21 protein-coding genes and 2 tRNA genes are annotated in these 24,228 nt (G+C 39.6%); 21 read left to right on the top strand and 2 right to left on the bottom strand.

The annotated features are described in order from the left end of the window. Positions 1-13: 13 nt before the first annotated feature. The 15 genes from asnS to ACSSWA_RS03510 all read left to right on the top strand — a co-directional run bounded on the left by asnS (position 14) and on the right by ACSSWA_RS03510 (position 15,344). Positions 14-1,312, top strand: a complete 1,299-nt coding sequence (asnS, locus tag ACSSWA_RS03580) for an asparagine--tRNA ligase (RefSeq protein ID WP_437355210.1) — start codon at positions 14-16, stop codon at positions 1,310-1,312. After that, positions 1,313-1,822: an NADH-quinone oxidoreductase subunit J gene (locus tag ACSSWA_RS03575; protein ID WP_437355209.1), complete on the top strand. Its 510-nt coding sequence runs from the start codon at positions 1,313-1,315 to the stop codon at positions 1,820-1,822. It begins immediately after the preceding gene. A gap of 20 nt (positions 1,823-1,842) precedes the next feature. Continuing rightward, on the top strand, positions 1,843-2,151 hold the full coding sequence (gene nuoK, locus ACSSWA_RS03570; RefSeq protein ID WP_014854818.1) for an NADH-quinone oxidoreductase subunit NuoK: 309 nt from the start codon (positions 1,843-1,845) through the stop codon (positions 2,149-2,151). A gap of 7 nt (positions 2,152-2,158) precedes the next feature. Continuing rightward, positions 2,159-4,099 (top strand): NADH-quinone oxidoreductase subunit L, encoded by a 1,941-nt coding sequence (gene nuoL / locus ACSSWA_RS03565; protein ID WP_437355208.1) that lies wholly within the window; start codon positions 2,159-2,161, stop codon positions 4,097-4,099. A 21-nt stretch (positions 4,100-4,120) separates the two neighbouring features. Then, entirely contained in the window at positions 4,121-5,644 is a 1,524-nt protein-coding gene (locus ACSSWA_RS03560) for an NADH-quinone oxidoreductase subunit M (RefSeq protein ID WP_437355207.1), read from the top strand. 7 nt (positions 5,645-5,651) lie between these two features. Next, positions 5,652-7,019 carry a sodium:proton antiporter gene (locus tag ACSSWA_RS03555; RefSeq protein WP_437355206.1) on the top strand — a complete coding sequence of 456 codons (1,368 nt, stop codon included), beginning with the start codon at positions 5,652-5,654 and terminating at the stop codon, positions 7,017-7,019. 1 nt (position 7,020) lies between these two features. Beyond that, positions 7,021-7,386: a hypothetical protein gene (locus ACSSWA_RS03550; RefSeq protein ID WP_437355205.1), complete on the top strand. Its 366-nt coding sequence runs from the start codon at positions 7,021-7,023 to the stop codon at positions 7,384-7,386. A gap of 2 nt (positions 7,387-7,388) precedes the next feature. Further along, on the top strand, positions 7,389-8,819 hold the full coding sequence (locus tag ACSSWA_RS03545) for an NADH-quinone oxidoreductase subunit N (RefSeq protein WP_437355204.1): 1,431 nt from the start codon (positions 7,389-7,391) through the stop codon (positions 8,817-8,819). A 4-nt stretch (positions 8,820-8,823) separates the two neighbouring features. Beyond that, entirely contained in the window at positions 8,824-10,392 is a 1,569-nt protein-coding gene (locus ACSSWA_RS03540) for an NAD(P)H-hydrate dehydratase (RefSeq protein ID WP_437355203.1), read from the top strand. Continuing rightward, entirely contained in the window at positions 10,382-10,774 is a 393-nt protein-coding gene (locus ACSSWA_RS03535; protein WP_437355202.1) for a VanZ family protein, read from the top strand. The genes ACSSWA_RS03540 and ACSSWA_RS03535 overlap by 11 nt, the downstream gene beginning before the upstream one ends. A 92-nt stretch (positions 10,775-10,866) precedes the next feature. Then, entirely contained in the window at positions 10,867-11,526 is a 660-nt protein-coding gene (locus tag ACSSWA_RS03530) for an energy transducer TonB (RefSeq protein ID WP_437355201.1), read from the top strand. A gap of 126 nt (positions 11,527-11,652) precedes the next feature. After that, positions 11,653-12,450: an ABC transporter ATP-binding protein gene (locus ACSSWA_RS03525; protein ID WP_437355200.1), complete on the top strand. Its 798-nt coding sequence runs from the start codon at positions 11,653-11,655 to the stop codon at positions 12,448-12,450. Continuing rightward, positions 12,447-13,475: a YdcF family protein gene (locus ACSSWA_RS03520; protein ID WP_437355199.1), complete on the top strand. Its 1,029-nt coding sequence runs from the start codon at positions 12,447-12,449 to the stop codon at positions 13,473-13,475. The genes ACSSWA_RS03525 and ACSSWA_RS03520 overlap by 4 nt, the downstream gene beginning before the upstream one ends. A gap of 77 nt (positions 13,476-13,552) precedes the next feature. After that, the gene (nusB, locus tag ACSSWA_RS03515) at positions 13,553-14,065 is read left to right on the top strand and encodes a transcription antitermination factor NusB (RefSeq protein WP_437355198.1); all 513 of its coding nucleotides are present in this window, start codon (positions 13,553-13,555) and stop codon (positions 14,063-14,065) included. Then, a complete protein-coding gene (locus ACSSWA_RS03510; RefSeq protein WP_437355197.1) occupies positions 14,046-15,344 on the top strand; it encodes an MFS transporter in 1,299 nt (432 codons plus the stop codon). Before nusB ends, ACSSWA_RS03510 begins: the two co-directional genes overlap by 20 nt. A 1-nt stretch (position 15,345) precedes the next feature. On the opposite strand, the gene ACSSWA_RS03505 is transcribed toward ACSSWA_RS03510, so the two are convergent. Further along, positions 15,346-16,011, bottom strand: a complete 666-nt coding sequence (locus tag ACSSWA_RS03505) for a M50 family metallopeptidase (protein ID WP_437355196.1) — start codon at positions 16,009-16,011, stop codon at positions 15,346-15,348. A 712-nt stretch (positions 16,012-16,723) separates the two neighbouring features. Here ACSSWA_RS03505 and ACSSWA_RS03500 point away from each other — a divergent pair. Both ACSSWA_RS03500 and ACSSWA_RS03495 read left to right on the top strand, forming a co-directional pair. After that, a tRNA-Gly gene (locus ACSSWA_RS03500) sits at positions 16,724-16,796 on the top strand. A gap of 78 nt (positions 16,797-16,874) precedes the next feature. Next, positions 16,875-16,949: transfer RNA gene (locus ACSSWA_RS03495), tRNA-Val, on the top strand. Positions 16,950-16,996: 47 nt separating this feature from the next. Here ACSSWA_RS03495 and ACSSWA_RS03490 read toward each other — a convergent pair. Then, positions 16,997-17,284, bottom strand: a complete 288-nt coding sequence (locus tag ACSSWA_RS03490) for a hypothetical protein (protein ID WP_437355195.1) — start codon at positions 17,282-17,284, stop codon at positions 16,997-16,999. A 952-nt stretch (positions 17,285-18,236) separates the two neighbouring features. On the opposite strand from ACSSWA_RS03490, the gene ACSSWA_RS03485 reads away from it, so the two are divergent. The 4 genes from ACSSWA_RS03485 (at position 18,237) to ACSSWA_RS03470 (ending at position 24,124) form a co-directional block, all read left to right on the top strand. Next, on the top strand, positions 18,237-18,752 hold the full coding sequence (locus ACSSWA_RS03485; RefSeq protein WP_437355194.1) for a hypothetical protein: 516 nt from the start codon (positions 18,237-18,239) through the stop codon (positions 18,750-18,752). Positions 18,753-18,767: 15 nt separating this feature from the next. Next, positions 18,768-19,157: a helix-turn-helix domain-containing protein gene (locus ACSSWA_RS03480; protein WP_437355193.1), complete on the top strand. Its 390-nt coding sequence runs from the start codon at positions 18,768-18,770 to the stop codon at positions 19,155-19,157. A gap of 3 nt (positions 19,158-19,160) precedes the next feature. Further along, positions 19,161-19,604 carry a hypothetical protein gene (locus ACSSWA_RS03475; RefSeq protein ID WP_437355192.1) on the top strand — a complete coding sequence of 148 codons (444 nt, stop codon included), beginning with the start codon at positions 19,161-19,163 and terminating at the stop codon, positions 19,602-19,604. A gap of 383 nt (positions 19,605-19,987) precedes the next feature. After that, positions 19,988-24,124, top strand: a complete 4,137-nt coding sequence (locus ACSSWA_RS03470) for a two-component regulator propeller domain-containing protein (RefSeq protein ID WP_437355191.1) — start codon at positions 19,988-19,990, stop codon at positions 24,122-24,124. Positions 24,125-24,228: the final 104 nt, after the last annotated feature.

The following is a 24,228-nucleotide window of genomic DNA, read 5'->3' as shown; positions in this document are numbered from 1 at the left end:
GAATTTCCAGATAATGAGACCTTCTGTTTATATTAAAGATTTAGGAGAGCACGTCGGTAAAGAAGTCAGCTTAAAAGGCTGGCTCTACCACAAACGCTCCAGCGGAAAAATCAAATTCCTTATTATGAGAGACGGCTCCGGCTATCTCCAGTGCGTCGTTTTCAAAGGGAATGTTTCTCCCGAGATTTTTGAATTAGCCGATAAAATAACGCAAGAATCTTCTTTTGAAGTCAAGGGCGTTGTAAGGGAAGACAAACGCGCTATCGGCGGTTACGAACTCGACGTGACGGATCTCAATTTAATTTCCCTTTCGCAGGACTATCCGATAACGCCTAAAGAACACGGCATCGAATTTTTGATCGATCACCGTCATTTGTGGGTAAGGTCGAAAAAACAGGTGGCTATCCTTAAAATTAGGCATCGTATTGTTAAAGCAATTCGGGACTTTTTCGATTCGCGCGGATTCACTCTTTTCGACGCGCCGATTATAACCCCGAATGCATGCGAAGGCACTTCGACTCTTTTTGAAATGGATTATTTCGATTTGGGAAAAGCTTACCTTACGCAGTCGGGTCAGCTTTACGCCGAAAGCGGGGCAATGGCTCTGGGAAAAGTTTATACTTTCGGTCCCACATTCAGAGCCGAGAAATCGAAAACCAGAAGACACCTTACGGAGTTCTGGATGGTAGAGCCGGAAATGGCATTTTACGATTTGAACGATAATATGGATTTGGCGGAAGAATTTCTGGAATATATAGTTCAAACGGTTCTCGAAGAGAGAAAAGAAGAATTGAAAGAACTTGAACGCGATACTTCGAAACTCGAAAAAGTAATGCGACCGTTCCCAAGAATTACATACGACGAAGCGGTCGAAATCCTGAAGAAAAACGGGGTCGATTTTAAATGGGGCGACGATTTCGGAGGAGCCGACGAAACAATCATTTCCGAACAATTCGATCGTCCTGTAATGGTTCACCGGTACCCTGCGGAAGTTAAAGCGTTTTATATGAAAAGAGACCCCGAAAATCCGAAACTTGCATTGGCAGTCGACGTGCTTGCGCCCGAAGGCTACGGAGAAATTATCGGAGGAAGCCAGAGAGAAGACGATTACGATACGCTAATCTCCAGAATAAAAGAGCACAATCTGCCGCAGGGATTTTTCGAGTGGTATCTTGATTTGCGCAGATACGGTTCGGTACCGCATTCGGGCTTCGGGCTCGGTTTGGAAAGAACCGTCAGCTGGATTTGCGGTCTTGAACACTTAAGAGAAGCAATACCATTTCCCAGAATGATATACAGGAATACACCTTAGATGGAATTAGCACTTTTTATTATCCTGGCGCTCATTGCGGCAGTTTCGTCGGTTATGATGATTACGAGAAGGAATGCGGTGATAAGCGCTCTCTTTCTGGTACTGAATTTCTTTGCGCTCGCCGGACTCTATTTATTGCTCAACGCGCAATTTATTGCAGTCGCTCAAATTATCGTCTACGCCGGCGCGATTATGGTGCTCTTCCTCTTTGTAATTATGCTTTTGCGTACCGACAGCGAAGCCAGGATCTTCAGCGAAAAGAAATTATTGAAATATTTTGCAATAGGAATCTCGATATTCGTATTTCTTCAGGTGGCATACATCATCTTTTACGGAGCCCCGTCGAGAAACCTGTCGCCCGACGTAATGAAAAGCGTTGAAATCGGGACAATCCAATCAATCGGAAAAGAGCTTTATACTAATTATATTATTCCTTTTGAAGTGGCGGGCTTTTTGCTGTTGGCTGCCACAATAGGAGCTTTGATTCTGGCAAAGAAAAAATTTGAATAAATTCCTACGGAGCCGTTGTAATGACTAACATACCAATGGAATATTATCTTGTTTTAAGCGCGTTTATGTTTACCGTAGGCGTTACGGGCGTGCTTTTACGCAGGAATGCAATTGTTGTTTTTATGTGTATCGAATTGATGCTCAATTCTGCGAATTTGGCGCTGGTTACTTTTTCTTCGTATTTGGGAAATCCCGCCGGTCAGGTGTTCGTATTTTTTGTAATGACGGTAGCGGCAGCCGAAGCAGCCGTCGGACTGGCGATAATTATAGCAATCTTCCGTAATAAACTTACGGTCAATATAGACGAAATCAATATTTTCAAATGGTAAGGTATTAATGATCGACTTAATCTATTTAACTGTTGTATTTCCGTTTATCGGATTTCTGATTAACGGACTATTCGGCAGAAAGATTAAAAATGAAAAAATAATCGGTATAATCGGCAGCGGCGCCGTCGGACTCGGTTTCATTATTACGGTTCTGGCTTTTGTCGAAACTCTCGGATTACCGGCCGATCAAAGATCTAATACGGTTGAATTGTTTACGTGGATATCCGTAGCGGGTTTGAAAATAAACGCCGCTTATCTGGTAGACCAGCTTTCTCTTACCATGGCTTTGATTGTAACCGGAGTCGGGTTTTTGATTCATGTTTATTCGATCGGCTATATGCACGGCGACAAAGCTTTTTGGCGTTTCTTTGCGTATCTGAATTTATTCATTTTCGCTATGATGAATCTTATTCTCGCCGATAATTTTGTGCTTCTGTTTCTTGGATGGGAAGGCGTCGGTCTTTGTTCATATCTTTTGATCGGGTTCTGGTACGACAGAAAATTCGAAAAAGGCACAACTTCCGAAGCTGCAAAAAAGGCGTTCGTTGTAAACAGAATTGGCGACTTCGGCTTTCTTCTCGGCATGTTTTTAATTTTCTACACTTTTGATTCGCTTACGTTTAACGAAGTTTTCAGCAAAGCAGCTTCGTTCCCTGTATCGGAAACAACTTTCGGATTAATAGCATTGTTTTTATTTATCGGAGCTACCGGTAAATCGGCTCAAATACCGCTTTACGTATGGCTCCCTGATGCAATGGCAGGTCCAACGCCCGTGTCGGCATTAATACATGCCGCTACGATGGTTACGGCCGGAGTTTATATGGTATCTCGAGCTTCGATCATATTTGCATCCGCGCCGGCAGTTATGACCGTGGTTGCCGTAATCGGATTGGCTACTGCTATTTTTGCGGCGACTATCGGATTAGTCCAAAACGACATTAAAAAAGTATTGGCATATTCGACGGTAAGTCAATTGGGTTACATGTTTCTTGCAGCCGGCGTCGGCGCTTTCGGAGCTTCGATATTTCACGTAATGACTCACGCGTTTTTTAAGGCACTTTTGTTTCTAGGCGCAGGCTCTGTAATTCACGGTATGCACGAGCAACAGGATATTCGTCATTACGGCGGTCTTAAAAAGTATATGCCAAAAACCTACATAACGTTTTTAATTGCCTCGCTGGCAATCGCAGGCTTTCCGGGCTTATCCGGTTTCTTCAGCAAAGATGAAATTTTATGGTATTCTTATGCAAACGGCAGTTTGTTCTACTGGATCGTCGGCGCTATAACCGCAATGTTGACGGCGTTTTATATTTTCAGACTCTTCTCGCTTACATTCCTGGGCAAAGAGAGGTTTAATCACAACGAAGTTCATCCGCACGAATCTCCTGCGGTAATGACGGCGCCTTTAATGGTTCTGGCGTTTCTATCGGTTGTCGGGGGTTACATCGGAATACCGGAAGTGTTTTCGGGCGAGCATGGAAATCTGTTCGAAGTATGGCTTGCGCCGGTTTATCAGCCGGCAATGGAAAAATTATCCGTATACGGTTTCCATACTCATTTCGAAGAAATATTGTTGATGGCTATTTCGGTAGCGCTGGCTCTGACGGGTATTTATGCCGCTTTGCAAATCTATACTAAAAAACCTGATATCGCCCGCAGGATGTCAGAAAAATTTGCCGCGCTTTACAAAATTTTATTGAATAAATACTACGTGGACGAAATATACGAAGCCGCCGTAGTTCAGCCTATCCAGAAAGGCTCCGAAAAAATTCTTTGGAAGTTTACCGACGCAGCCGTAATTGACGGGATCGTTAACGGAACGGCTCGTGTTATCGGCGGTTTGTCAGGAGTAATCAGGAAAATTCAAAACGGCTTCGTTCAATTTTACGCTTTTATAATGATGATTGGAATAGCCGCAGCGCTTCTGTGGCTTATTCTGAGTTTGTAATTAACACAAAATATATAGATTATGGAATCCAGTAATATATTAACATATTTGTTGTTTACTCCGATTGTCGGCAGTATTTTGGTTCTCTTTATAAAAAGGGATAATGAGAAGTTCATTAAGTGGACGGGATTGTTCATTTCATTTATTGCATTTGTTATTTCTCTTGTAGTTTATGCGGGATTTAATTCAGCCGATTCGGGATTCCAATTTACTTATCAGTCCGTCTGGATAGAAAGTCTGAACGTAAGTTATTTTGTGGGCATTGACGGTATTTCATTAATACTTGTATTGTTGACTACATTTTTAACCCCTCTTACATTGCTTTCCACGTGGAAGGCAATCGATAAAAACGTTAAGATGTTTACGTTTTCAATGTTGCTTCTCGAAGCCGGAATGCTCGGAGTTTTCATATCGCTCGATTTGTTCCTCTTTTATATTTTCTGGGAAGCCATGCTTATCCCGATGTACTTTATCATCGGCATATGGGGAGGGGAAAGAAGAATTTACGCTTCCGTGAAGTTTTTCCTTTACACGATGTTCGGAAGCTTATTGATGCTGGTCGCAATTATCTGGCTTGCTGTTTACGCCGCCAATCAAACGGGCGCGTTTACCACAAATCTGCTCGAACTTTATAAAGTGGCTCCGACAATAACGAGAGATATTCAAAACTGGATGTTTCTGGCATTCTTTTTAAGTTTTGCAATAAAAGTTCCTCTATTTCCGTTGCATACGTGGCTGCCCGATGCGCACGTCGAAGCTCCGACTGCCGGTTCTGTAATACTGGCTGGAGTTCTTTTGAAAATGGGTACGTACGGATTGGTGCGTTTCAATCTCCCTTTATTCCCTCAGTCTGCAGTTCAATACGCGCCTATAATTTCCGTGCTTGCCGTCATCGGTATTATCTACGGCGCTATGGTTGCGATGGTACAGCCAGATATGAAAAAATTGGTTGCTTATTCGTCGGTATCCCACCTCGGATTTGTAGTGCTTGGAATCTTTGCGTTTAACGCCGAAGCGCTGCAGGGAGCCGTTATCCAGATGGTCAATCACGGGCTTTCGACAGGCGCTTTATTCTTGCTGGTAGGCGCAATTTATGAGAGAACTCACAGAAGAGACATTGCATACTATGGAGGAATCGCCAGAATCGTGCCGCTCTATTCTACTATTTTGATGATTGTTTCGCTTTCTTCAATCGGATTGCCCGGTTTAAACGGTTTCATTGGCGAATTCTTAATTTTACTCGGAGCATTTAAATCCGACGTTCTCGGCAGTTGGTGGTATGTGGTCTTTGCTGCGACAGGAGTCATATTTGCGGCTGTCTATTTATTGTGGATGTATCAAAGAGTCGTATTCGGAGAAGTTAAAAATCCCGCTTTGAAAGAACAACTTACGGATTTAAATCAACGGGAAATGATAGTATTAGTACCGATTCTCGTTTTTATAGTATGGATTGGAGTTTATCCTTCGACATTTTTACATATGACACAGGCTTCGGTCGATTCATTGTTGAAACAGATTGCAGAATACGTGCCATTAATTAAATAAGGGAAAGATGAAAAAACTAATAATACTTTTGTTTACGTTTTTAGCCGGAGATATTTTTGCATCCGGAGAGGAAGCCGCTCACGCACTGCCCAATCCCTGGATGGTAATTCCTTTTGTAGTTCTATTGATTATGATTGCAACGGGTCCTCTTTTTTATCATCATTTCTGGGAAAAGAATTATCCCAAAATAGCAATCGCATTGGGAAGCATTACCACTTTTTATTATTTGGTATTGTTAAACGATACTCATACGCTGTTGCACACAGCCGCCGAATATATTTCGTTTATCGCTTTATTGGCGTCGTTGTTTGTAGCGTCGGGCGGAATACTGATTAAAATCGACAAAAAATCGACTCCGTTGCTCAATATTTTTGTGCTTTTGTTCGGCTCAGTTATTGCAAATATAATCGGAACGACGGGCGCATCGATGCTGTTGATACGTCCTTATATTCGTATTAATAAAAACAGGATTAAACCCTATCATATAATTTTCTTTATCTTCTCGGTCAGTAATATTGGGGGAGCTTTAACTCCGATAGGCGATCCACCGCTGTTTCTCGGATTTTTGAGAGGGGTCGATTTCTTCTGGTTCGTAGAACATATCTGGTATCTATGGCTGCCTACACTGATTGTGTTAATGGCAATTTTTTATGTTATCGATTCAAGGAATAAGGAGCCCGAAACCGATACGGATTATACCGGCAAGATTGAAATCAAGGGCGCTAAGAATTTAATCTATTTGTTGGTAATATTAATTTCAGTATTTCTCGACCCGGGAATTTTTAGCTGGGTGCCTTCTTTGGCTCCTCTTCCGATCGGTATCAGAGAAATCATTATGTTTACCGTAGTTTACCTTTCGTACAAAAGAGCTGACAAAGAAATTCTCGAAAAGAATGAATTTAACTTCGAACCGATCAGAGAAGTTGCTTATCTGTTTATCGGAATATTTGCCACTATGATACCCGCTTTGCAATTAATTTCTTACGAAGCCAAATTGTACGGCGAACAATTGAACGCGGGAATATTCTATTGGGCTACAGGATCGTTGTCAGCTTTTCTGGATAACGCTCCTACGTTTCTGAACTTTCTCAGCGCCGCATTGGGTAAATACGGCATGGATGTAACGATCAAAGAGCAGGTAAGCGAATTTGCCTGGCTGCATCCGTTATACCTTCAGGCAATTTCGGTGGCTGCTGTATTCTTCGGAGCGATGACTTATATCGGCAACGGTCCAAACTTTATGGTTAAATCGATCTGCGAAAGAGCCGGCATTAAAATGCCGAGTTTCTTCGGTTATTTGATTAAATATTCAATCCCGATTTTATTGCCTTTATTTACTATTTTATGGTTCATTGTTTATTATGGCAGAGGTTAATATGAGAACTTTAGACGAGGTTTTGAAAAATAATATTAACGGACTTCATTACGGCAACAGAGTGCTCCTTCCTTTCAGAGCGGATATACTCAAAGCCGTTGTAGAAAACGATATAATCATGGATTTCAGCCATCAACGGAAAGAAGCCTGCTATAATAAGTACGATAACTTTACCGAAATCTATTTTTTCGAATATCCGAATCTCGAGGAAGTCGTAACTGAATTTGAAACCATTAAATTAATCGTTGTGGAAGAAGGGAAAGACATTTTCGATTTCAAGAATCACAGAAAATTGGCGTTGCACATTAAAGAAAATCATAAATTAATTATAGAAGAAACTAACGAAGACATATTGTTTATAGAGTAATTATGCCTACAAGTAATCAAGAATATTTGATGTTGATTCCCTTTATTGTTCTGGGAATTACAATATTGATATCAGTCGTAGTAGAAATAACCTCCAAACGCAGCGAGGAAATATTGCCCTGGTTTTCCGCTTTGGCTTTTTTGGCTGCGGGTATTATATCTCTCTGGAATATTAACGAGCATGCGCTGTTGTTCGGCGGTATGATAGAAGCAGGCGGGCGAGCCGCCATATTTAATTTTATATTTAATGTCGCCGCCATGCTTGTTGTATTGGCGTCCGCCGATTATCTGAAAAAGTACGGCACTTATTACGGCGAATATTATATATTGATACAATCCTCGGTTCTCGGGATGATGGTAATGGCAAGCACTCAGGATTTGTTGATGATTTTTATGGGACTCGAATTGATGTCGATTTGTTTTTATATTCTTGCCGGAATTAACAGAAGAAAATTGGCGGCAAACGAAGCCGCTCTGAAGTATTTTCTTTTGGGCGCTTTTGCTTCAGGATTTATTTTATACGGATTGGCTCTCGTTTACGGCGCTACTCAAACTACGGGCATATTTACAATAGTAAATAATATCGTATCGATGCAGGGCAATATTGTATTTTGGACCGGAGCGCTGCTCCTGGTAGTCGGTTTCAGTTTTAAGATTGCGGCTGTCCCTTTCCATATGTGGGTGCCCGACGTTTATCAGGGAGCGGCGACTACAGTTACGGGATTAATGTCAACTGCAGGCAAAACCGCAGCATTCGGCGTGCTTATAATATTGCTGGCATTTTCGTCTCCGGTTAACGGGAATAACGTTCTGCTGCCGTATTTTGCCGTTATTGCTACTCTGTCTATGGTAGCGGGAAGCATTATAGCGTTGTCCCAGAGTAATCTGAAAAGATTGTTGGCATATTCGTCGATTGCTCATGCGGGGTATATGTCGATAGGTCTGGCGGCAAACAACGTCGAAAGTATAAGCGGAATTATTTTTTATCTGGCTGCATATACTTTTATGAATATCGGAGCCTTCGCTATTATATCGGTAATCGAAGGCGAGTCTGATACAAATCTTGATATCGATACATACGCAGGCTTGAATTCGCGCAGTCCTTTTCTAGCAGCTGTTATGTCTCTCTTTATGTTTGCCCTTGCCGGCATTCCTCCTCTTGCCGGATTTTTCGGAAAGTATTATGTATTCCTCGGAGCAATCGAAGGAGGACTCACCTGGCTTGCAATTGTCGGCGTATTGTCGAGCGTAATCAGCGTTTATTTTTATCTTAAAGTTGTCGTATATATTTACTTCAAAGAACCTCAAAAAGATTTAATTATTAACGTTAGTCCTTACAGTTTGTCTGCAATAATAATCTCCGCGCTTTTTGTTTTGATATTCGGAATATTTCCCGACCTGCTGTTAAGAGTTATCAGCATAGCCGTCGGTTGAAATTATGATTCCTTTATTTACATCGCGACAAGTCCGAAAAGCCGATGAATTTGCAATTGAAAAACTCGGTTTACCCGGCATAGTTTTAATGGAAAATGCGGCTCGGAGTATCTTTGAGCATATTAAATTAAATTTACCCCTTAATGAAAATACGATATTCGGCATACTCTCCGGGAAGGGAAATAACGGGGGTGACGGGCTGGCTCTGGCGCGCCATCTTTTGATTAACGGTTACAAAGTAATTGTTATTGCTCTTGCCGACGACAAAGAACTGAAGGGCGACGCGCTGATGAACTTTAAAGCGTTAAAAAACCTCGTTAAATATTATCACGATTTAAAATTAATTAAGTACAAAAGACTAAACGACCTTTCAATATTAAAAAATGCGGATGTCATCGTCGACTCTATACTGGGCACGGGCAGCAAAGGCGAATTAAGAGAGCCCTATAAGTCTATCGTCGAAAAATTAAACTCAATTGACGCATATAAAGTCGCCGTCGACTTACCGACGGGATTGGACGTTGATACGGGTTACGGCGACGTTGTATTCGAAGCCGATTTGACAGTTACTCTATCCGAATATAAAACCGGACTTTTTTACGGTAAAGGTTACACTCACTGCGGCAAAGTTGTAAAAGGTTCCATCGGAATCGGTTCGGAATATTATAATCAGTTGGAAACGGATACTTATTTAATTGAGCCGGAAGACGCTTTCGTAAATATTCCGCTCAAAGAGCCCGATCTCCACAAATATTCGGCGGGGAAGGTATTGATAATAGCCGGTTCGAGAAACTTACCCGGAGCCGCTATACTGGCTTCGGAATCGGCATTGAGAGCCGGAGCCGGAGCGGTTATTCTTGCAGCGCCCGATTCTGTTTCCGATACCGTCCGATCGAAAATCGGCTCGGCGGTTGTAATTTCTTATAACGACGACAGCAAAGGTTTTTTAACCGCAGATGCCGCTTTGCAGCTCGAAGAAAAAATCAATTGGGCGGACACGATTGCCATCGGGCCTGGACTCGGAAGAGAGCGGGATACGATTGATGCCGTAATAAATATTCTTAAAAAACACAAAAGCAAAAAGTTTGTTATCGATGCCGATGCTGTTTTTGCTCTGGCAAATTCAAAGCAGGAGCTAAAGGATACGATATTGACGCCGCACTACGGCGAATTTGCCAACCTCGTCGGTATAGCCGCCGAGGAACTGAGAGCAAATCCAATTCCGCATGCGAAAAATTTCGCCGTTAATAACAAATGTTATCTGGTATTGAAAGGCGCGCCTACTTTAATTTTCAATCCTGCCGGAGAAGTATTTATTAATACAACAGGCAATCAGGGAATGGCAAAGTTCGGCACCGGCGACGTGCTTACCGGTGTAATCTCATCGTTTCTGGCGCAATCGGGTAATTACGAAGCATCTGCGATAGCAGGCGTTTATCTCCATAGCCTTGCAGCCGATTTGTTGGCAGAAGAAAAGACAATTTACGGTTTTACTGCGAATGATTTAACGGAAAAAATTCCTTATGCAATCAAATTCATTATTGATACGTTTTTACCGGATATTGAGGACTAATCCGCGTCGATACGTTTATACTCCGCTCGTAATATATTGGATTTTATTATTTTCGCTTACGACTATTCCCGCCGATAAATTGCCTCAGATATTCGTCTGGCAGGATAAAATTCAACATTTCATAGCGTATCTTATTCTTTCGATGATGCTGGCTCTTTCGGTGCATTTCCAGCGGAAAATTCCTAAATTTTCACAGATGCCGTTCAAAATAACCTTCTGGTTTATTGTAATCTATGCATCTCTGGACGAAATTCATCAGGCTTTCATTCCGGGCAGGTATTGCGATCTATTTGATTTGATGTCCGACATAGCCGGCGGTACGCTGGGGCTGCTGATCGTGGATAAATTTTTAAAAATTGTGAAAAGAGCAGAAACAATTTAAAATATGAAGGGTAAAACAAGAGAAACAAATTGACTATTCACTCTCAATTTTTTAAGTTTGCTAAGGCTAAATGTGTAAATAGGAGATAAATTGTGGCTTTAAAGAAAAATCCAAAAGCAGATCTAAAGAGACAGTATCAGAGGGTATTTGAGATTAGTATTATAATCTCTCTGGCTGTTATAATTCTTGCCTTCAAGTTTTTCCCGCAGATGAAAAAAGAAGCCGTAAAACTTGAAGCGGCACAAGAATTGGTAAACGTTGAGGATGTGGTTAATACAAAACAGGAAACGGCTCCGCCGCCGCCGCCAAAGCCGCCAATTCCGATAGAAGCGCCTTCCGAGGATGTACTGGAGGATATAGAAATTGGCGAAACAGAGCTCGATATTAACGAGCAGGTAACGGCAGCTCCGCCGCCGCCGCCAAAAGAAGAAGCCAAAGAAGAAGAAGAGGCTGTTTTCTTCGTCGCAGTTGAAGAGCAACCCGAACCGATAGGCGGTATTGAAGCTATTCAGAAAAAAATTATTTATCCCGAAATAGCTAAACGCGCAGGCGTTCAGGGCAGAGTTTATATTAAAGCTTTTGTCGACGAAAACGGTAACGTGGTTAAAGCGGAAGTGATTAAAGGTATCGGCGCAGGTTGCGACGAGGCTGCCGTCAAAGCCGTTATGGAAACCAAATTCAAACCCGGAAGACAAAGAGGCAAACCGGTAAAAGTTCAGGTATCCATTCCGGTAGTCTTCAAGCTTCAATAAAAGTTTAGGGGCTGTCTAAAAAGTAATTGCTCCGCTGCGGCGGAAGAATCTAAAATCGATTAAACTTTTTAGAAAGCCCTTTTTTATTTTTTCTCCGCTTATTTATAAATTATCTGTCATATTAAATTGATAATTAAAATTAACAACCTTTATTTCAGCTACCAGGGCGGTAAGCAGAACAATCAATTTAAGCTTACGGTAGACGACTGGGGAGTTAATAAAGGCGCTTTTTTTAGTTTGCTCGGACCGAATGGAAGCGGAAAATCGACTCTCCTGAAATTAATCCTTCGTTTTATTAAACCGGCAAGAGGCAATATTTTTATTAACGGCGTCGACATTCAGGATTATAAAAGAAAAGACCTTGCCAAAACAATTGCATATGTGCCTCAAAAAATCAGTTCCGCATTTCCGTATTCCGTATATGAAACAGTGATGATGGGAAGAACGCCGTATATGAATTTTATGGGTTTTGAAAACGAAGAAGACCGGCGAATCGTAAAACACGCGCTCGAGATATTTGAAATCGACCATATAAAGCATAAGGGAATCAACGAGTTATCCGGCGGAGAATTGCAGCGCGTTATGATTGCGAGAGCCGTGGCGCAAAACGCTTCTATCATACTGCTCGACGAGCCGAACGCTCACCTCGATATTGAACATCAGGTTAGTATTTACGGAATTCTAAACGAACTCAGAATACAAAAGCAAATTACTATTCTTACGGTTACTCACGATCTTAATCTCGCGGGAGTTTATTCGGACTATATTTCTTTCATGGTTAACGGCAGAATACTAATTTCCGGCAATAAAAAAGACGTTCTCAACGAAAAAAATATCAAAGATATATTTAAAGTTAATGCGGAAGTGATTAAATATACGGACGATATTTTAAATGTTTTGGTCAAACCAGATAAATTGAATTGAAATCAGCCAGAAAACAAATTTCATTGCCTTTCTTGATTCCCGCAGTCGTTGCGCTTTTTTTATTTATTACGACCCTGAAATACCTGAATAATCAATTAAATCCCCTCGATTACAATCCTTACTTCATCGGAAATCTTCTTAATATAATTGTAATGTTTTTGACAATTACGGGATTAATTGCGGCTAATAGGAAGTCTAAAAATCTGTCAAGAATGTTTTTGTCCGTTCTCCTTATACTATCTTATACGCCATTGATTTTAATATTCATCGACAAATTTACGGGTTTGTTGAATCTGCTCGATTCGTATACTTCGGAAGAATATTTTTTCACGTTCCAGATCAAAAAGATTCACGTCGGTTTGTTGTTTCTTGTTTCGTATTTCTTTCAACTTTATCTGATGATTTATCTCTGGAGCTGCGCACTTTCGAAAGAGAAAGCGGTTTATCTGGTCTCATTATTCAGAACATTACTTTTCTTTGTTCTTTTTTTTATAATCAGCCTGTTTTACGTTTGGTTCTATCCGGCTCCGAAGGAAGGAATTAAAGGCAGGATATACGACTATGCGCTGGTTCCGGGCGCGGCAGTTTGGAACAAAAAATCGCCCAGTCCGATTTTCGAAGCGCGTTTGAGAAAAACCCTCGACTTATACAGAAGCGGCATTGTTAAAAAAATTATTTTAACCGGAGGAAAAGCGCCCGGCGAATTGAGCGAAGCCGACGCGGCTTATCATTATTTGTTGAATCTCGGTGTCGATGCCCGGTCGATAATTAAAGAGGATAAATCGGGCACTACGCGTGAGCAGGTTAAATATTTATTCCATATTAAAAATGAAAACGGTAATCCGGAAAATCTTGCAATTATATCCGATAAATTTCATCTGCCAAGAATCAGTCAAACTTGCGGCTTCTTCGGAATAAAAGCCGACCTTATTCCTTCGGGCTATAAGATGATTTTCTCCCGGGCGTTTTATTATCGGCTAAGGGAAGGGATAGCGCTTATTTTATTCTGGCTCTTTGCAATTTGAGAATATTTGTCGAATAATTTTCATTTTACCGCCAAGTATCTTAGATTTGTGTGTTAAAAAATCCGGTCTTTTATATAATGAGTAAGAAATCAGTAAGAAGAATTCTACGCGAAAGAGCTCTTCAGGTTCTTTATGCTTATGAACTTAACGGCGAAGGTCTCGAAGCGCTTATAAACGGTCTCCTGTCGGATTTATCCGTCCAAACAGATATCGATTTTGCCAGAGAATTAATCGAAAAAACAATTATTAACAGAAAAGAACTCGACGAAAAAATTAAAGAAAAAGTGGCTAACTGGGAAATGGACAGAATTGCCTTAATCGACAGAATTCTTCTGCGCATCGGTATCTGTGAGCTGCTCTATTTCCCGGACATCCCGCCGAAAGTTACAATCAATGAAATTATCGAAATTGCAAAGGATTTTTCCACTTCAAACAGCAATAAATTCATTAACGGCATACTCGATGCCATTCTATCCGACTTAAAAGAGTCCGGCAAGCTGAATAAGAGCGGACGGGGACTTATCGATCAGTCGCTTGCAAAGTCGTCTAAAAAAAATTCATCGGATACTCTTGACGATCAAGAATCTTAGAAATAATGAAAAATTCAAAATCTTTGTCTGGACGCTGTTCGATTTTGCAAACACATCATATTCGATAGTCGTAGTTACATTTCTTTATGCGGTTTATTTCAAACACACAGTCGCCAACGGCGAGCCGGTAGGAGATTTCTATTGGAGCGTAGGCACAAGTATTTCCATGCTGATCACCGCGATCGTCTCGCCGGTATTGGGAGCTATTGCCGATTATTCGGCGGGCAAAAAAAGATTCCTGTTATTTTTTACCGCTTTATGCATTCTATCCACATTATTGCTCTATTTCGTCGGCAGCGGGGATTTATTTTTCGGTCTCGTTCTTTTTATTATTGCAAATATCGGATTCGAAGCGGGATTGGTCTTTTATGACGCATTTCTGCCGGAAATAACAAAAGAAAGCAGCTATGGCAGAGTTAGCGGTTACGGCTTTGCAATGGGTTATTTGGGCTCGTTCACTACTCTGTTGGTTGTTTATCCTTTTATAGAGCGCAATATGATAAAAGAAACATTTCCGTTGTCGGCTCTCGTTTTTTTGATTTTTGCATTGCCTTTGTTTCTGTTTCTGAAAGATTCAAGAAAAAGCAGGACTGTAGACGAGTCGTATTTTTCAATCGGATTCGGAAGGGTAACAGCCACTTTGAAGAACCTAAAGAATTACCGTAACCTTGTGCTTTTTCTGGTTTCATACTTCTTTTTTATCGAAGGGGTAAATACGGTTATCTATTTTTCGGGCAATTATGCCAGCACGACCTTGTCATTTTCGATGAAAGAATTAATTGTATTTTTTATGATCGTTCAGACAACCGCAATCATCGGTTCGGTTATCTTCGGAATTATATCCGATTCTATCGGGCAAAAAAAATCTCTTATAATATCCCTTTCGATCTGGATAGTAACTATTCTTTTGGCGTATTTCACCAGTTCCGCCGATTCGCCGTTAATCGTATTAACCGCGTCGATCTTTAATTTGAATCCGAATTCAGACGGACACTTGTTACTGAGTCGTTATTTTTATTTGGTGGGACTCTTAGCCGGAATGGTGATGGGAGCCACGCAATCGATAAGTCGAAGCCTGATGTCCAAACTTACTCCTTACAATAAAAAGACTGAATTTTTCGGATTCTACTCTTTTTTCGGAAAGAGTTCGGCTATTCTAGGTCCGCTTGTATTCGGAATTACCAGTTATTTGACCGGAAGTCAGAAATATGCGATTCTGAGTATCGGAATATTTTTCGTCATTGGGTTGTTGTTTCTCGGAGCGGTTCGCGATAAATAAATCAGCTTTTGCCGAAGATAATTTTTTTGCCGGCATACCAAAATAAAACAAGAAAGATCATAAGCCACAAAACAATCCAGGTAAATTCTGGGATGCCGCTTTGATATGACAATTGAGTTACATCGGACCGAATTAAATTTTCGCCGGACGAATCCGCAAAAAGATCGAGCGCCACATAAATCAATCCGGTAAGTCCCGTAATTATGAAAAATAACCGGTTTATAACATCTGGCGTAAAACGAGCGATTATAAAAAATGCAGCGGCAATAATTATAATTATGATTGACATTCCCGTATCCGTTATGAAATTAGCCGTAATGAATATTAAAGCCGCCGGGATTCCGAATGTGGAGACGAGTTTTAACTTTTGATTGTAAGCCGAAAAGAATAACAAAGCGGCAATGATAAAACTGCCGGGGTAGCCGCTAAGGGCTATCAAGAGATTGTTTCCGCCTTCCGTAACGCAGCCTCCCGATAGATCGCCGTTTAATTCAATACCGACAATCTTTCCGCCGGTCAAAAACGCCGTTAGGGCATGAGAAGCTTCATGAAACAAAATTAATATAAGTTTGACCGGGTAAATAATTTTCGTATCCCATAGTAAGGTTATAGTTAAGAGCGAAGCTGCAATTATTATCAATTCCGTTTTCTTGTTGAAATTTTTCATATCATAAAATTATAAAAAAATATTGAATCTGAATTTGCCCGTTGATAATTTTGCAGATAATAACCATGTGAGATATTTAATAAATTGAGTTCATTGAAAAATTGTTTCTCCGTCAACTGACGGAGGCAGAGTGGCAGCTTGTAGAAAAAATAAAAACGACATAAAAAAATAAGCGGGCGTAACTCATCCGTCAACTGACGGAGGTAGAGTGGCAGCCTGTAGGAAAAAATAAAAAACATAAAAAATAAGCGGGCGTAACTCATCCGTCAACTGACGGAGGTAGAGTGGCAGCCTGTAGGAAAAAATAAAAAACATAAAAAATAAGCGGGCGTAACTCATCCGTCGACTGACGGAGGTAGAGTGGCAGCCTAGAGGAAAAAATAAAAAAACATAAAAAAATAAGCGGGCGTAACTCATCCGTCGACTGACGGAGGTAGAGTGGCAGCCAGTAGGAAAAATAAAAAAAACATAAAAAATAAGTGGGCGTAACTCATCCGTCGACTGACGGAGGTAGAGTGGCAGCCAGTAGGAAAAATAAAAAAACATAAAAAATAGGCGGGCGTAACTCATCCGTCAACTGACGGAGGTAGAGTGGCAGCCTAGAGGAAAAAATAAAAAAACATAAAAAAATAAGCGGGCGTAACTCATCCGTCAACAGACGGAGGTAGAGTGGCAGCCAGTAGGAAAAAATATAAAAGACATAAAAAAATAAGCGGGCGTAACTCAGTTGGTAGAGTGGCAGCTTCCCAAGCTGCATGTCGCGGGTTCGAGTCCCGTCGCCCGCTCAAAAAAATTTTTCAAAGGTATTGAATATTTATTTCAAATCCGCTATAATTGGTACTCAATTTTTTGATAATATGTTCGGGCGCTTAGCTCAGCTGGTTCAGAGCACCTGCCTTACAAGCAGGGGGTCGTAGGTTCGAATCCTTCAGCGCCCACTAACTTAAAGCCTTGTAATTAATTTAGTTGCAAGGCTTTTTTCTTTTTAAAGAAAATTGACTGAAGTGTTTGGGTTAACAAAATACCCTATAATTTCTCCCATACCTTTTGAAATCTGCATAAAACTCGCTATTAGACTTAGGATTCCATTTAAAAGCAGAGGGTCGTAGGTTCTTCCGAAGGAATGCCTTGCGGCAGAATCCTTCAGCGCCCACTCACTTAAAGACTTGTAATTGAATAAATTACAGGGCTTTTTTCTTTTAAAAAATTGACTTAAGTATTTTGGCTCAAAAAATCGTGCTATAATTTCTCCCATACCTTTTGAAATCTGCATAGAACTCGCTATTAGACTTAGAATTCCATTTAAAAGCAGAGGGTCGTAGGTTCTTCCGAAGGAATGCCTTACGGCAGAATCCTTCAGCACCCACTAACTTAAAGCCTTGTAATTAATTTAGTTGCAAGGCTTTTTTCTTTTTAAAGAAAATTGACTGAAGTGTTTGGGCTAACAAAATACCCTATAATTTCTCTCATACCTTTTGAAATCTGCATAAAACTCGCTATTAGACTTAGGATTCCATTTAAAAGCAGGGGGTCGTAGGTTCTTCCGAAGGAATGCCTGATGGCGGAATCCTTCAGCGCCCACTCACTTAAAGCCTTGTAATTGGATAAATTACAGGGCTTTTTTCTTTTAAGGAAAATCGTTGTCTGATTAGTATAACACTTTTTATAACACTTTTTTCGTGATGTTTACAGTGTGAGGATATCTAACGCTTTTTTTGCTACCTGAACGTTGAAATCTACGTAGTTTTTGTCCGTTACTTGTATGTTTGCATGATCTAATAGTTTTTTTACTGTGAATTTATCCATTTTTAATACGTTTATAAAATAAGCTTGCAGTGGTGGGTCTGATTTTTTGAGGGTGTAAAGCCGCTGATACCAAGAATAGAACTGTTTCCCTACGGGAATTATTCCAATTGGAATAAAAGGGGAATAACAAAACATTAACAAGCTACGGATTGAATATAATGCCCGGGCTCGGCTTAGTAGACAGAATAACAGGTAGAGCAGTGAGCAATAAGATAACGGATTTGATAACGCCGAAGAAAACGAAGATAAAATAACTAGAATTAATTATATCAAGAAGAAGCGGGATAGAGAGACCGGGATTGGGAAGGTAAAGGGCAATATATTTAAAATAGTTTACGATATACATTTTTTAGATAAAAAATTTATTATTAATTTCCAATCAACATTTGCGAATGTCAAACCAAAACCTTAACTTATAAGTGAAGTTTTCGATAATTATAGTAAAAAAAGGAAAGAAGGGAATAATTTATTCTCTCAAATATAACCAGAATGACTACAGCGAATATGACAATTTTATTTACCAATATAGAGATATTAACCCATCAGGAGTTCAAACCATAGATATTCTATTACATAAAATGGTCAATAAATTTGGGATCAGAGAAAATTCTTTTAAAAGAGAAAGTCCACCAGATTACAGGGTTTACAGAATATTAAACGATAGAGATGAGGAAAAAAAATTACCTTTATTAAGATTATATTGTATTAAATTATCAAATTTAGCTATAATTATAGGTGGGGGAGGTATTAAAGATGAGTCCAAACATAAGCTAATTGAAAATCCAGAGTTAAATGATATTTGTAATTTTTTAATAAAGTTAGATAAAATAATCGATGATCGTATAAAAAATAAAGAAATTTTTATTAAAGATGACGGTTTAATAGGGAATTTGGAGTTTGATACTGAAGAGGTTAAAAATATAATAATAGATTAAAAAATAGGAAATAAAATGAATAATAATATTAAGAATGAAGTTAAAAAGTTCTTAGAAAAAACTGAAGATAACTTAAAATATTTTATTGATCATTCGATGGGGATTGCTGCATCGATAGAAGATATTTTGAAGAAAAAAGCCATGACACAAAGAGAACTGGCTGAAAGAATGAATAAAAAAGAGTCTGAAGTAAGTCGCTGGCTATCAGGTAGTCATAACTTTACATTTGAGACTATAGCTAAGATAGAAGAAGCATTAGGCGAAAGATTGATATTTACAAAATATGATATAGAAGAACAAGAACAGATAAATTATAAGGATGTTTATATATATCATAATGTTTATGAAGATCGGGGAAAAATAAAAATATCTAAGGAACCATCAATTAACACTAATGTGGCATGATAAATGGAAGAAAAAATAGCATTACGATTAGATAAGATTACTTTAATTGAATTTTATATAAAGAATGACTTGTCTTTAAATAAAATTATTAAAGAAAATATAAACTTTGATGTAAAAATTGGATTAGGATTAGAAGAAAAAAATAATATAATCCATATAAGTACTTTCATAAAAATACTTAAAACTAAGAAAAATGATAAAGATAAACTGTGCGAATTAATAACACAAATAAGTTATCAAGTGGAAGAATTAAAGAAATTTATAAATCCGGACGATAAAGAAATCAAACTTCCTGATATTTTAGTGCATACGCTTATTAGTATTTCTTTATCAACAACAAGAGGGATATTATCAGAAAAGACAAGGGGTACAATTTTAGAAGATATATACCTACCAATTTTAGATCCTAAAAAATTTATTAAACAAAACAAAGAAATAGTTTTATAACACTATTATAACACTTTTTGTAAAAAATAGATAAAATAGAGGCAAAAACAGCGAAAAAGTTAAGAAAACAGTCGAAAAAGGGCGGAGGGACTTACTTACAAGCAGGGGGTCGTAGGTTCTTCCGAAGGAATGCCTGATGGCAGAATCCTTCAGCAAAAAAATTACTCAATTCACTATCGAGTCGGCTAAATATTTTTTTATATGGCTTTGCAGATTACTAAAGATTAGTTCTGGTTGTGCGGCAAACAGGCTGCTCAAAATTATAGCTTCCACATCTATAATTAGCTTGTCATATTATTTCCCAATCGTAAGGAATTTATTATCTTAATATTTGAAAAATGGGGGAAGATGGATTCCAAGAGTAACATTCTACGGTGATATTTATGTCGGATTTCCGGCTCAAAATATTTTTTATAATACTTCTTGTAATAAATATAACGGCTAATGCCCAATACAGGAGTTTGCGTTTTGAACATTTCACTCCCAACGAAGGATTATCGCGCGCAAGCGTCACTTGCATTATACAAGACAACAAAGGATTCATATGGGCGGGCACGTTTAACGGACTGAACCGTTTTGACGGCTATGATTTCCATGTTTATCATTATGCGCAAAACGATTCCTCAAGTTTGAGCCATAATTATATTTCTTCTGTTATTCAGGATTACAGAGGGGACCTGTGGGTTGGCACAAGCGACGGTTTGAATAAATACGTAAGTTCACGCGACAATTTTGTGCGCTTCAGACACGATAGGAATAATCCCTTTTCAATCAGCGACAATCAGATCGAAAGCATTTTCGAAGATAGTAATAAACGACTCTGGGTCGGAACGCGAAACGGAGGACTGAATTTATACGACGAAAAAACCAACCGTTTCAAACATTATTTTTACGATGCGAATAACCCCGACGGAATCAGCAGCAATTTTGTGCGGGAAATATTCGAAGACAGTAAAGGCAGGCTTTGGATAGGACACTGGAACGGATCGATCGATATAAAAAATGCGGGCGATTCGGTTTTTAAACCGCTTTTTTATAAAGGCAATAAACTAACGAATACGCCGGTTACGGCAATATCGCAATCTTCCGACGGAGCGGTATGGATCGGCACGCAGGGTGACGGACTTCTAAAGCTTTCGTTCCGGGGCGACGATTCTTTCACGGTAAAAAGATATCTTCATAATCCGGCGGATCAAAACAGCATAAGCGGAAATGTAATCTTTTCCCTTATGATCGACAGAAACGGATTTGTATGGATCGGCACGGAAGACGAAGGGCTTTCGATTTACGATCCCGTCAACGATGCTTTTATTACCTATAAAGCCAACCCGATTGACCCGTTTAGCTTAAATAATAATTCCATCTATTCGATTTTTGAGGATAGAGACGGCAATGTTTGGTTGGGAACTTATGCCGGAGGAATTAATCTCGTTGTAAAAGGGAAAGCGTATTTTCATCATTATAAAAATATTCCCGGCGATAAATATTCGTTGGGGCATAATATAGTAAATTATTTTTGGGAAGACGACAAAGGAAACCTCTGGATTGCAACGGGCGGTAACGGCATCGATATTTTCGACCGGAAGACCAATCGCTTTTCTCATAAGAAACTACGAAAGAACGACGGCAGTATCGACGTGGTGCTTTCTTTTTATGAGGACAGTAACGGCGATCTGTGGATTGGCACCTGGGGCAACGGTCTGTTCAAATTCGATACCAAGTCGGAACGCTTTACTCATTATACCAAAGAGAGTAACGGTCTGGCAAGCGACAATATTTTCAAGATGGTCGAAGATGAAAAAAAACGTCTGTGGCTTTGTACTTTCTGGGGCGGATTAACGCGTATGGATATCGAAACGGGCAAAGTGAAAATCTATAATACTGAGAATTCGGGAATAAGCGACAACGATTTAAGAGCTATTATTAAAGACCATACAGGCAAGCTCTGGATAGGCACCGATATCGGACTAGAACTGTTCGATCCGGAATCAGAAACATTCAAATTGTTCAAGCATAACAACGATGATCCCAAAAGCATTACAAAAGGATTTGTAACTTTTATACTCGAAGCGCGTGATTCTTCGCTTTGGATTGGCACAACAAGCGGATTAAATAAATACGAACCGGAAACAGGAGGCTTCAAACACTATACTACCAACGACGGCTTGCCGGGCGACGAAGTTATGGCGATTGTGGAAGATAAGAATAATATCCTCTGGATTAGTACTACGAAAGGAATAACCCGTTTCAATCCGTCTGACGGTTCGGTTAAAAATTACGACGTATCCGACGGACTTCAAAGCGGCGAATTTACCGCCCGGTCCGGTTATATGACTTCGAAAGGAGAAATATTATTCGGCGGAAATAACGGTTTCAATCTTTTCGAGCCAGACAAGTTAGTCGATAATAAATCAATACCGCCTGTTTACATTACCGACTTGAAGATTTTCAATAAACCTGTAGCCGTCGGCAAAGAAGACTCTCCGTTGAAAGAAAACATAGTCAATACAAAAGAATTAATACTTTCATACAAGCATTCTGTCATATCTTTCGGATTTGTCGCACTGAATTACAACAGTCCCGAAAAAAATCAATATGCCTATATGCTGGAAGGTTTCGACAAAGATTGGAACTATGTAGGAAACGTCCGAACCGCTACATACACAAATCTCGACCCCGGAGAATACAGACTGAAAGTGAAAGCGTCGAACAACGACGGAATCTGGAACGAAGCCGGAGCCGTATTGAATATTATAATTGAACCGCCGTTCTATAAAACCTGGTGGGCTTATCTCATCGAATTTATATTGATCAGCGTGATAGTATATTTTATTTCGAATTATTACATCAGCCGTAAACGTCTCAGAAACGCTTTGAAAAAAGAGCACATCGAACTCGAAAAAATGTACGAGCTGGACCACCTGAAAAATCAATTTTTCACGAATGTATCGCACGAGCTCCAATCGCCGCTCACGCTTGTTTTAAGTCCTCTTGAAAAAATAATCTCTTCCGATGAAGTCGGCGATAAAATAAAGAATAATCTGATGGTTATTTATCGAAATGCCAAACGGCTGCAGCGAATGGCAAATCAATTGAAAGATTTGAATAAACTTGACACGGGCGATCTCAAATTATATCTGTCGAGAGGAGACATTATTAATTTCATACGGGAGAGCGCCTATTCATTCCACGATATTGCGGTCGATCATAAAATTGATTTCCACTTTTCGTCGGGAGTTGATAACTATACCGCCTGGTTCGACGCGGATAAATTCGACAAGGTAATTTATAACCTCCTTTCTAACGCATTTAAATTTACTCCCGACGGCGGCAGAATTACCGTTTCGGTTAATATTATTAATGCGGACGCTTTCAAAGGAAACGGCTCCGACGACAAAGCGGACAATTACATAGAAATTATAGTCGAGGATACGGGCATCGGTATTCCTGAAAATAAAATAGAGCATATTTTCGAACGTTATTATCACATCGAAGATTATAAAGGTAAACGTTACGATGGCATGGGAATAGGTCTGGCTCTGGTTTCCGAATTGGTTAAACTCTATAAAGGTTGCATTTTTGTTGAAAGCAAAGAAGGAGAAGGCGCTAAATTTACAGTTCAAATTCCTCTGGACGAGCATTACCTGGAAGAAAATCAGCTCGTGGCAAAATTCAAAATATCGTCGAGCAGTCAATTTTTAGCCGAGCCGGGCAACAGTAAAAACAATGAAACTTCGCTTTCCAAATACAAACTCCACAACGTTCCGGTTTTATTGATCGTAGAAGACGACGACGAAATCAGAGAATATATCAAGAATTCATTTCAGTACGCATATCGCGTGCACGAGGCTGAAGACGGCGAAACGGGTTACAAGAAAGCGCTCCAAATTATTCCCGATATTATTATCAGCGACGTAAAAATGAAAAAATTAGACGGCATTACTTTGTGCAATAAGCTCAAGAACGACAAAAAAACAAGTCACATTCCCGTTATAATTTTAACAAGTTACAATACGCAGGAATACCATATTAAGAGCATTAATCAGGGAGCCGACGCATATTTGCCCAAGCCTTTCAACATAAGCGTTCTGGAAGCTTATATTACTAATCTTCTCGAATCGAGAAAGAAAATGCAGGAAAAATTCAGCAAAGAATTTATCTACGGCGATTCGAAAATTCCTTTGACAGACATCGACGCTCAGTTTCTCGAAAGCCTTGTAAAGATAATAGAGGAACATATATCCGACGAGAAATTCAACGCCGACGTGCTGAGCAAAGAAATCGGAATGAGCAGAATGCAATTGTACCGGAAATTAAGAGGATTGACGGATCAAACCGTGCACGAGTTCATTCGAAATATCAGATTGAAAAAAGCAACTCAAATGCTCGAACAGAAAAAAATGACTATTACGGAAATTGCCTTTGCCGTCGGTTTTAACGACCTGACATACTTTGCCCGCTGTTTTAAAAAACAATACGGCAAATCGCCTTCCGAATACATGTCGAATAAAAATAATTAACCGCGCCTTATTCAATCTAATGTTACTATAGTCCTGACTTTTGTTACTAATATCCAAGACTATTACTTGCAATAGAAATATTTTGTCCCGGAATTTTAAAATTC

This window comes from Melioribacter sp. Ez-97 (assembly GCF_051488665.1).
GTDB lineage: Bacteria > Bacteroidota > Ignavibacteria > Ignavibacteriales > Melioribacteraceae > Melioribacter.
Note: the sequence above shows the minus strand (reverse complement) of the source record. Positions and strands in the feature narration are given on the sequence as shown.